This is a genomic window from Desulfosporosinus burensis (genome assembly GCF_054657535.1).
This window is the reverse complement of record NZ_BAAHYN010000002.1, coordinates 439,996-451,110: the sequence shown is the minus strand read 5'-3', so window position 1 is coordinate 451,110 and position 11,115 is coordinate 439,996. Positions and strand designations below refer to the sequence as shown.

9 protein-coding genes are annotated in these 11,115 nt (G+C 42.2%); 6 read left to right on the top strand and 3 right to left on the bottom strand.

Annotated elements, in window-relative coordinates; genetic code table 11:
* Window positions 1-1,644 (bottom strand): LTA synthase family protein (locus tag ACYQ3Q_RS05235; protein ID WP_459927568.1); only part of this gene is annotated, 1,644 nt, incomplete at its 3' end.
* A gap of 277 nt (window positions 1,645-1,921) precedes the next feature.
* Here ACYQ3Q_RS05235 and ACYQ3Q_RS05230 point away from each other — a divergent pair.
* The 6 genes from ACYQ3Q_RS05230 to ACYQ3Q_RS05205 all read left to right on the top strand — a co-directional run bounded on the left by ACYQ3Q_RS05230 (window position 1,922) and on the right by ACYQ3Q_RS05205 (window position 8,601).
* Window positions 1,922-2,995: an alanine:cation symporter family protein gene (locus tag ACYQ3Q_RS05230; RefSeq protein WP_459927567.1), complete on the top strand. Its 1,074-nt coding sequence runs from the start codon at window positions 1,922-1,924 to the stop codon at window positions 2,993-2,995.
* 339 nt (window positions 2,996-3,334) lie between these two features.
* Entirely contained in the window at window positions 3,335-4,795 is a 1,461-nt protein-coding gene (locus ACYQ3Q_RS05225; RefSeq protein WP_459927566.1) for an aminotransferase class V-fold PLP-dependent enzyme, read from the top strand.
* Between the two features lie 31 nt (window positions 4,796-4,826).
* A complete protein-coding gene (locus tag ACYQ3Q_RS05220; protein WP_459927565.1) occupies window positions 4,827-5,759 on the top strand; it encodes an FAD-binding oxidoreductase in 933 nt (310 codons plus the stop codon).
* The gene (locus tag ACYQ3Q_RS05215) at window positions 5,756-6,451 is read left to right on the top strand and encodes a (Fe-S)-binding protein (protein ID WP_459927564.1); all 696 of its coding nucleotides are present in this window, start codon (window positions 5,756-5,758) and stop codon (window positions 6,449-6,451) included. Before ACYQ3Q_RS05220 ends, ACYQ3Q_RS05215 begins: the two co-directional genes overlap by 4 nt.
* Before the next feature lie 116 nt (window positions 6,452-6,567).
* Entirely contained in the window at window positions 6,568-7,845 is a 1,278-nt protein-coding gene (locus tag ACYQ3Q_RS05210) for a nickel pincer cofactor-dependent isomerase, group 22 (RefSeq protein WP_459927563.1), read from the top strand.
* Window positions 7,846-7,968: 123 nt separating this feature from the next.
* The gene (locus ACYQ3Q_RS05205) at window positions 7,969-8,601 is read left to right on the top strand and encodes a fumarylacetoacetate hydrolase family protein (protein ID WP_459927562.1); all 633 of its coding nucleotides are present in this window, start codon (window positions 7,969-7,971) and stop codon (window positions 8,599-8,601) included.
* 106 nt (window positions 8,602-8,707) lie between these two features.
* Here the strand turns inward: ACYQ3Q_RS05205 and ACYQ3Q_RS05200 are convergent, their stop codons facing one another.
* Both ACYQ3Q_RS05200 and ACYQ3Q_RS05195 read right to left on the bottom strand, forming a co-directional pair.
* Window positions 8,708-9,508, bottom strand: a complete 801-nt coding sequence (locus ACYQ3Q_RS05200) for a ParA family protein (protein ID WP_459927561.1) — start codon at window positions 9,506-9,508, stop codon at window positions 8,708-8,710.
* Between the two features lie 176 nt (window positions 9,509-9,684).
* Window positions 9,685-10,923, bottom strand: coding sequence for a M48 family metallopeptidase (locus ACYQ3Q_RS05195; protein ID WP_459927560.1), 1,239 nt, complete (start codon window positions 10,921-10,923; stop codon window positions 9,685-9,687).
* Window positions 10,924-11,115 lie beyond the last annotated feature (192 nt).

The following is an 11,115-nucleotide window of genomic DNA, read 5'->3' as shown; positions in this document are numbered from 1 at the left end:
GTTCTGCTCAGAGTTCAAGATATCCTGGCCAAAGGTTATCTGCCTTTCTAAGGGAATGCCTAATAGATTAGCAAGGGTAGGAAGGAAATCTATCTGCCCACCGAGAGTATCGATTACTTGAGGTTTTAGGCCGGGTACTCTAATAAGCAAGGGCACACTCAGGCTGTCGATTGCATCATGTTCTCTCCCTAACAAAAGAGTAAGAATATCTTGGTATTCCCGTTCCATGGCTTTAGTGATCCCAAAATGGTCCCCTAAGACGATAAATATCGAATTATTCCATAAGTCGGTCGATTTAAGATCCTCAATAAATTTCCCCAAGGCATAATCTTGGTAATTTGTAGAGGTGAGGTAGTTTCCGATAGAAGTCCCTTCAAGCTGAGGAGGAAGTATGACTCGTTTTCTACTCTCAGGTAGGAAGTAAGGATGATGATTGGTAAGGGCTATGAGACTGGCGTAAAACTTTTGATTCTTCTTCTGGTAATCGATTAAGATCGGCAATGCTTTCTTGAAAAGAATTTCATCAGAAGAGCCCCATAGACCAAGCATGTCTTGATCTTGGTAGTATTCTTTATCATAGTATTTATCGAAGCCCAGACAAGGGTAAAGCTTATCTCTATTCCAGAAAGTGACAACATTGGGGTGGAAAGTAACTGACGTATAAGCTTGTTTTTTAAGTAGACGGGGCAAAGAGGGATAATCTATATCCACATAATTATTAGCGATACTTCCTGTTTGCAGGGGATAAATCGAAGTATTAGTAATGAATTCGGCATCAGAGGTGTTTCCTTGTCCGATCTGGCTATAAAAATGAGGAAAATACATACTTTCCTTGACTAGCTGATTAAGATTTGGGGTTATTTCTTGATTATTGACTGCTAAACCGACAAGGAAGTTTTGGGTTGATTCCAATTGCACCAAGATAACGTTCTTGCCTGAGGCTGCACCGAAATACTTTGGCCAGGGGACAGGCTCGACATGTTTAAGCTGATTAATAGCAGCTTGGCTAAACTGACTGTTTGGCGAAGAGGCAGCGTTGCTTTTACTTAAATAATTATAGAGCTCATATCCTTGGGCATTAAAAAATCCTACATCACGGGTCATGGCCATCCTGTTATCCTTAGCAGGATAAAGCCAGATGTTAAGGAGCGTGAGAACGAGAGCCAGAGAGGTAGTTATAAAGATTGTCTTCTGATGATAAACAGAAGCGGATTTGCGCTGATAGGCAAGGGGCTGCAGAAGCATATTTATCTTGAGAGCTTTTCTGAAATAGGAAAGAGGAAGTAGTATCTTTGCAACTTTCAAAAAATTGCGTCGAATAACTATCAAGAAGAAATCAAAGTAGAAGATCAAGTAGGCCAGGGAGAATAGTTCAAAGATGCTTGAACTAAGGTCTTTAATTAAACCGAGCTGTAGGAGCGCTTGGAAATTGGGGAGTTGCCCAAAATAACTATCGTAGATAACACTAGCCATAAAGTAAGTAGATAGTAGAAAGTTTACGATCCAAAACAATATTGTCCGTGGTTTTGTTAGCTCTAGTAGCCCAAAAATAATCACTACGGAAGCTAACTCCAACAAAATGATCTGTAAATCTGCAGTCTCCGGGAATAAGAAGCTCCTCAAAAAATAAATTTTGAACATCATAATGAGTGTGAATAATTTAACCCTTTCCCTAAAAAGGATGAGAAAAAGAGGAAAACGCATGTGCTTAATTCCTTTCGTCTTGAATGCTTCAGGGCCTATTAATTATCCAGTTTAATCCTATGACATAAAGACGAAAGGTATGATTTCTATAAATAGGGGAAGAATGTGTAAAAAATACCAACTAAAGATCGTCATGAAACATTAGAGCCAGTTTTTTTAACCAAAAACGTCTATGGTGATATGGTTGTAATGAGTATTGAGTAGCAGGGGCTTAGGCATGGCCTTTGCAGTTCTTACCCTGGTATCTTGCGGTATCCTTCTTCCAGGTATTCAATCCAATTCATTCGCTACTGCTGCAAAAGGGGCCTTTGGTATTGACCCGCTCATTGTAGCTGTTCTCTATGCAGGGTTACTCGGATATATCGTATTCGGCGGCGGCAAGAGAATCGCTAAAGTAGCAGGGTTGATTGTTCCATTCATGGCGGTTGCTTACATTGCTTTGGCATTAATTATTTTGATTATTAATTTTAGTACGGTTCCCTATGTTTTCGGCTTAATCTTTAGTAGTGCGTTTAACATGAACGCAGTATATGGTGCTGTCTTCGGATTAGCAATCAGTTGGGGTGTTAAGAGAGGCATATTCTCCAATGAAGCTGGTCAGGGTACAGGTGCACAGGCTGCAGGTGCTGCTGAAGTATCACACCCTGCAAAACAAGGGCTTGTTCAAGCCTTCTCAGTGTATGTTGATACATTGTTGGTATGTACTGCAACAGCAATCATGATACTTTCAACAAACACGTTCAATGTAGCTAACCCAGCGGGCGGTTTCATATCAGAATTTGTTCCGGGCTTGGAAAAAGGAAACTTTACACAAGCGGCTGTTGATTCATTTATACCTGGAATTGGCGGTGGTTTCGTAGCAATTGCCTTGGGCTTCTTTACCTTCACAACTGTGTTAGCTTATGCATTCTACACAGATTCTAATGTTGGCTATCTCTTTAGAAACAACAGTAACGGCAGCGGTTATAAAATGGCGATCACGGCTTCAAGAGTTGGTATTGTAGTTATGGTTTTCATCAGTACAATTATGTCGGCTGACGTCGTTTGGAACTTTGGCTCCGCAGGGGTTGGAGCAATGGCCTGGTTCAATGTTATCGTAATCATACTGCTGACCAAACCAGGGATTGCTACTCTAAGAGACTACGAAGCACAGAAGAAGCTGGGCTTAGATCCTGTATTCGTTCCAGAGAGAATTGGTATTAAAGGCGCTGAACTCTGGCATAAGATTGTTGCCAGATCCTATGCCAAAGAATTAGCAGCCTTAAAGGAAAAAGACAAGAAAATGGTATAAGAATAGACACCGCCAGAAATAAGATGGGCTGGCGGTGTCTATTGTTGTATGGCAGAGCAGGATAGTAACAGTGTAGTTGGGTAATACGGAGTATTTCCTAAGTTAGCAATTTGCTATTTCAGCTAAACATCTTTAGTTTCGAATCCTAGATTTAAAATCTGGGATTTTTTTATATCTAGAAAGTAATTTTGGACTCGCTTTTAATTGCTGAAACAGTGCACCTGTCCCTCTGTTTACCTATCTGGCAGCGAAACAACTTCATGCGAGAAAAAAGTATGTTCAAGGCGAGTAAATTACGATATAACTATATTAATTAGACCGAGGACGGAGGATTAGGTAATGCAATTGCAAAACTACTTTGAAGAGTTTAGAGCTAATACTATCGGTAATAATCAAGTTTTTGAAACGTATTACGGCAATGTCAAGATGGTATATGCAGATTGGACGGCAAGTGGTCGGATGTATGGCCCGATTGAGAGCAAGATTACTAATAAGTTTGGACCCTTTGTTGGAAATACCCATTCCCTGTCAAGTGAAACAGGAATGTTGATGACACAAGCTTACAATATTGCACATCAAAGGATAAAGGAGCATGTCAAGGCAGATCGTAATGATGTAATCATTACGGCGGGTTCAGGAATGACTTGTGTTATTAATAAGCTGCAGCGAATCCTGGGGCTTAAGATAAGTGAAAAACTGTGGCCATTTGTAAACATCCCGGAAGAATTAAAGCCTGTAGTATTTGTCACCCACATGGAACATCACTCCAATCAGACTTCGTGGCTCGAGACGATAGCCGATGTAGAGATAATAAGTCCTGACAGAAACGGACTGATCGATGTTAATAATCTGGACGAATTATTAAAAAAGTATCACGATCGTAACTTAAAGATTGGATCTTTTACGGCTTGTTCCAATGTAACAGGAATTCAGACCCCCTATCATAAAATGGCCAAGATCATGCACCAGCACAATGGCGTTTGTTTTGTGGATTTCGCTGCGTCCGCTCCATATATTCAGATTGATATGCATCCCGAGGACCCTGAAGAAAAGTTAGATGCCATTTTCTTTTCACCACACAAGTTTTTAGGCGGCCCTGCAACATCGGGAGTACTTGTCTTTGATTCAAGACTATATGCCAATAATGTGCCCGACAATTCGGGTGGCGGCATCGTAGATTGGACAAACCCTTGGGGAGAACATAAGTATTCTTCTGATATAGAAATCCGGGAAGATGGTGGGACTCCTGGTTTTTTGCAAGCCATAAGGACAGCACTGTGTCTCAGGCTTAAAGAGGATATGGGTGTAGAGAATATGCTGAAGAGAGAAAAGGAACTAATGAATATACTGTTCAGTGAACTTGACAGTGTCGAGGGACTTCACATTCTTGCGGAAAATATCAGGGATCGTCTAGGAATACTATCCTTTTATGTGGACAATATCCACTATAATCTTTTGGTAAAAATACTCAATGACCGATTTGGAATACAGTCAAGAGGAGGGTGTTCCTGTGCCGGTACATATGGACATTATCTGTTTAACATTGACAAAGGTACATCCTATAAAATTACTAATTTTATTAATTCAGGAGACTTGTCGCAGAAACCAGGCTGGGTGAGATTATCAATACATCCCATTATGACAGACCAAGAGGTACAGTTTATTGCAGATGCGGTGAAGCAGGTCGTTAAAAATATAAAAAAGTGGCAAGATGACTACTCTTACGATGCTAGCTTAAACGAATTTAGAAACAGACATTCCCCTGATCTGGAGAATGTTAAAGAATGGTTTAAGTTGTGATTCAAACGTGAAGAAGTGAGGAGGTTTAAGAATGTCAGAAACTGTTCAGGCCTTGACGAAGATTGTAGGTACGGAGTATATCCATCTCGCATTGGAGGATCGAATGTGCTATTCCTATGACGGCACCTTCCGAACTTTTTTGCCGGACTATATTGTTAGGCCAAAAAACACCCTGGAGATTCAAGAAATTGTAAAGTTGGCCGTGGCTCTTAAGATCCCCCTTTACCCAAGAGGAGCGGGAACGGGCTTAAGTGGGGGCTCGGTTCCTGTTCAGGGGGGGATCGTCATGGATCTTACCCGCTTAAATAGTATTATAGAAATTGATGTGAAGAACTTAGTGGCGATTGTTGAGCCAGGAGTCATCACTGCCGACCTACATAAGGCAGTTGAAGCCTTAGGGTTATATTATCCGCCCGATCCTGCCAGCTTGAAATCCTGTACTATGGGTGGCAATGTGGCAGAAGGAGCGGGTGGGCCCAGGGCCATTAAATACGGGGTCACTCGGGATTATGTCATGGGGTTAGAAGTAGTCACTGCTGCAGGCGAAATAATCCGTACTGGGGGTCGAACCGTTAAAAATGTTGCAGGTTATGACTTAACACGGCTCTTTATCGGTTCGGAGGGGACACTAGGGGTGGTTACTCAGATTATAGTCAGGCTCATTCCTAAACCAGAAGCTAAAAAGACAATTTTGAGTATGTTTCCCAAACTCGATGGGGCAGCCGAGACAGTGCCTCAAATCATTGCAAGAGGAATTATTCCAGCTGCTTTAGAAATTATGGATGACTTGGCCATTAACTGTGTAGAAAATCACTTGCATATGGGACTTCCGAGGGATTCAGAAGCGATTCTGTTGATCGAAGTGGATGGTGACAAGGAGGTCGTTGAAAAACAGGCGCCGATCATTGCTCAGATCTGCCAAGACAATGGAGCATCAGAGGTTAGAGTAGCCAGGGTTGCATGACGAATTACATTTTCCAAAACACTGGAAAATCTGTACTCAACGTGCTTAAAGAGAACCACGTGGAGGTCTTCATACCGGAGCAGCTGTGTTGTGGGGTGCCAGCGGAGGCCAGTGGGGATAAGGAGACTATGATGCATTTAGCCGCGGAGAATGTGAAACTTTTCTCTGGGCTAGAGGTTGACGCGATTATTACCGATTGCCCAAGTTGTGGGATGGCTCTCAAAGAGTATGGAGAGAAATTGGGGACTGAAGAGGCCAAAGCATTTAGTTCTAAAGTCAAGGATATTACGCAGTTCCTGATGCAAGACATTGAACTTAAGATCCCAATCAATAACCTTCCGGTCACAGTAACTTATCATGACCCATGCCATGCCATTAGGGGGCTGAAAATCCAAAAAGAACCACGTGAACTGCTTAAGAGAATTCCGGGTCTGACACTCAAAGAAATGAACGGGTCGAACCAATGTTGTGGTTCAGCAGGTTCGTTCAATCTATCTTATTACCAGCTCTCAATGCAGATTCTTGATAAGAAACTTAAAAATATCACAGCTACTGAGGCTGAAGTGGTGGCTACCGCTTGTCCGGCCTGTGAAATGCAGATTGGTCATGGAGTTCGCAAGAATCACCTGACACAGAAAGTAATGCACCCGATCGAGTTGCTTAGTCAGGCCTATTCGACTGGGCATGAATAAAAAAACAGACCGCCGCAGTCGGGGCTGACGCTGTTTTGGTAGTAAAGCTAAGACCAACTTGGAATGGTTGGGGACAAGATTTGAAATCATCGATTCGTGTAGAGAGGAGGGAAAATATGAGCCTTGAACAGTTGCTTGCCCATGTGCAAATTCCGAAAATGGTTAGAGTACGTCAGAATTTTGCTAGACCTATTCTTACCGATATTCCGGAAACAGTGAGGGAAGAAATGCAACGGCCGGAAATTCTCGGTCGGATAAAAAGCGGTGATAAGATTGCGGTCACAGCCGGAAGTAGGGGTATAGCAAATATTGTCCTTATACTACGGGAAGTGGTTGCTAATTTAAAGGCCATAGGAGCAGAGCCTTTTATTATACCGACTATGGGGAGCCACGGCGGGGCGACGACCGAGGGGCAAGTGGAAGTGCTACATAGTTTAGGTATTAGTGAGGAATCGGTAGGGGCTCCGATTAAGGCCACTATGGATGTCGTACAAGTGGGAGTCTCAGCAGGAGGAATGCCTGTCTACTTCGATAAGTATGCCGCCACTGTGGCTGATGCTACAGTGGTTATTAACCGGGTAAAACCTCATACTTCCTTTCGGGGATCGTATGAAAGTGGCTTGGCTAAAATGATTGCCATCGGGTTAGGTAAACAGCGGGGCGCCGAGTGCTGCCATTCCGGAGGTTCAGGGAAGATGTCCAAACGAATCGCGGACATAGCCCAAACGTCTATAGAGAAGACAAATATAGTTTTTGCGCTAGGCATTATTGAGAATGCCTTTGACGAGACCTGTAAGATTGTGGCTCTCCCAAAAGAAGAAATCATGACTCAAGAGCCAGAACTCCTTGAAGAGGCCAGGACTAATTTCCCGCAAATCCTGTTTCCTAAATACGATGTCCTCATCGTTAACAAAATTGGCAAGAACATCAGTGGACTTGGTATGGATCCGAACATCATTAAGAGATTTCCTACGCTTGCCATGCAATTTGAGCCTTCGATGCAACGGATCGTCGTTCTTGATCTCACCGATGAAACTCACGGAAATTTTCATGGCTTGGGCCTGGCCGATGTGTGCACTAAGCGGGTATTTGAGAAAATTGATTATAATAAAACCTATCCCAATCCCTTGACCTCCAGACTTCCAGAGGCATCCAAGATTCCGATGGTTATGGAGAACGATATTCTTGCGATTAAAGCAGCCCTTCAAACCTGTTCTAACGTAGATTATAGCAAGATCAAAATAGTCTGGATTAAGAATACTCTAAAATTAGATGAAATTCTTATTTCCGAACATCTCCTTGATCAAGTGAGGTCAGATTCTAGACTAGAGATCGTGGGGGATCCCCAACCGATGGTCTTTAATGAGCGGGGAGATTTGCTAAGCGACTTCTAGAAAATGGACGAGAGGAATACTATCACCCGTTGGATGTCTACCCCCACTGAAGGACAATTTGGAACATCTACTGATATAAAATGGGAGTCTTAAACTAGAATCAAAGAGTAAAGGAGCTTATAAATGCCAATATCTGTGAAAAACATATTTTGTGTAGGTCGTAATTATGCTCAACACGCTCATGAACTTAATAATGCGGTTCCACAGGTGCCATTACTGTTTACTAAGCCAACTCACTCTTTAGCTGAGGCTAATGGTCGTGAGATAATCTTTCCCGGAGATCGGGGTCAAATTCAATATGAAGTTGAACTTGTATTCCATATTGCCAGACAATATGAGCCAGGGATTAAGGTAGATGACCTTGTAGATCTAATGGCGATAGGTATTGACTTTACATTGCGTGATGTCCAGACAGAATTAAAAGCGAAAGGTTATCCCTGGGTACTATCCAAAGGGTTTATCAACTCAGCAGTAATCACCCCTTGGCAGGCGTTTGCTGGACTTAAAGATTATATGGATGTTGACTTTTCCTTAGACAAGAATGGAAAAGAGGTTCAACGGGGTAATATGAAAAATATGATTTTCGACCTACCAACAGTCTTTGAATACACAGCAAAGCATTTTGGACTTGATCAAGGAGATATCATGTTTACCGGTACTCCGGAGGGAGTAGGACCTGTTCTTGACGGAGACCATTTTGCGTGCAAATTGGCAGATAAAACATTGGGGAACTGTATCATAAAGCTCTCGCGATAAACAATGTCTTTTGATGAAACAGGGGGACAGGTTTCTTGTTTTTGATTGCGATCAAAACAAAGTACCTGTCCCCTGTTTTACCCTTTTCCTTGTTTTCCATTTTGTTTTAGGCTATGGCAAATACTTCCTTTACAAAAGAAAGATACTCGGGTGCTTTTTTTATGTCAGGTTCACCGTAGGACTGGGCTAATCCATGGCGTATGGCTCGTTTGATAACAGTGTCAAACACCTTTATGTCTGGGGTCTCAGCAAATTCTTTCCGTAGTTCTTGGAGCTTCACATGATGAAGGTTGGTATGGTCTTGGACCATTGTAGGCAAAATCCCTAAAATGTTTAGCTTAGTTCCTTGTTCCTGAATACCCTTGATTAGAACAATTGTCTCGTAGATACCATCGATTGACAGACCCTCTGGAAGGACAGGGATGATAATATCCGTGGAGGCTAATAGGGAATTCAAGGTTGGCATGTCATTGCTAGGAGACGTGTCAATGAGAATGTAATCGTACTGAGTCTTTATCTGAGCAATTGCTTTTCTCAAAAGGTATTTGGGGGCAGGGAATAGCTTGGCATTAAGATGAGCCATGACTGTTGGACTAAGATTCGTTAGCGAAGTGTTTGATAAGTACAGATCCACCCCAAATGCATTTTGCTTGATGTCTTTCATGGTTGCTTCACCAATTAAAACATCGTAAATCGTTTTCTTTAGTTCAGCCTTCTTGATACCGAAGGATAAGGCAATGTGGCCTTGGGCATCCATGTCAATAATTGCTGTCTTATATCCTAGACTAACTAAGCCTACAGCCATGTTTGTGACGGTTGCCGTCTTGCCAACCCCACCTTTCTGTGAGGCAACAGAAATGATTCGTGCAGCTTTTGTAATATTATTAGTTTTAGAATGTTTAGCCATATTACAAACAACCCCTTCCTAAATATGTATGATTTATTTTACCATAATATTCCATAAGGGTAAATACTTAGGTTGGTAAAACACTAATATAATGCATGGATTACAGCTTAGAGAATCAACTTTTTAATTTACTAGAGATACAAGGGGAGAAACAAGGAGACGGGTTCTCGTTTGTATTACTGAGATTCCTTTTGTAAGGTGTTTATTCTGGTAAGCGCTGGTGGATGGCTATAGCTAAACCAGACAATGAAGCGGGGGGGAGACAAATCAGATAGACTTGTGCTGGCAAGGTTTTTCTGCAACTGGATTTCTCCAGTTAGGTCTCCTGTGAGTTCGAGAGAAAAACGATCCGCACGTAGCTCCATTCCTCTGGATATGGCATTCTGAAGAGGATTGCTGACAAAGAAAAGCAGGATAAGTGCCAGTTGCAAGGCAGCCCAAAGCTGGGGCGGTTTTTTTCTGTTTTTAGGTAACCAAGGTTTTAAGAGAAAATTTAATAGGCCGAAGACTATAAAACATCCTATCACCCCGTAGAAAAGGCCATGGCTGATATCGTTATTTCGCCAATGTCCCATCTCATGAGCAATCACGGCCTTGACCTCTGGTAAGGAATAATTGCGTAAGAGAGTGTCGTAAATGACAATTCGTTTAGTAGTCCCCACCCCGGTAAAATAGGCGTTGGCTACTGTAGTCTGCCTGCTGGCGTCCATCACGAGAACAGCACCAATCTTTAGTCCAGCTCCTTGAGCAAGCTCATCAACCATGGTAACGACAGCGGGATCGTTCAAGGGTTCAAACTGGTTAAAAAGAGGGGAGATAACTATAGGCCAAAAAAGCTGCGCTATAACGAGCCAGATACTAAAGAGAACAGCACCGACCAACCACCAATAGCGTGATAACCGGTTGACCAACCAGAAAAAAATGAGTCCTCCCACTACAGAAATGAGGAGATCGATTACGGCACTTTTCAAATAATCGATCCACCAAGCTGCTAAGTTTTGAGTACTAAAACCCCAGATTTTTTGCCAGTAATATCCGGTGTAATAAGAAAAAGGCAGGGAGAGAACTTTAAATAGAAGCCACATGCTCAGTATGGATAAAGCAGAGGCTGACCAATAATTCCTACTAATCTTTTGAAGGCGCTGAAAGAAAGACTGTCCCTTAGAACTAAAGAGCAACCAAAATAAAAGGACGGTTTGGAGAGAGAACTTTATTATATAGAGGATGCGGGGAGTTGAATTGAATATTCTAGCTTTATCAGCCATAGCCAGCGAAAAATACTTAGTCACCGAAGGATCTATAGGTCCGGGAAAGAGGGCGGACAAAAGATATAAAAGAGCGAAAAGCGCGGCTAATCCTATGAGGAGAAGCCAGGCGATTTTGGTACGGTGTATGCTGTAATTTAGATCATGCATTTTTTGAATTCTCCACCTTTATTTTTAAAACTTCCTTTCATTATTATAGACCCAATCTAGAGTGCAATGCAGGATTATTTTGTGTTTTACTGGCCTAGAAGGGTTCAGGCGAAGAAGACTAATCAGCCTGGACCGGGTCTTATTGACACAAAAAGTGAGAAGCACGTTGATTGTCCAATTCAATGTGCTTCT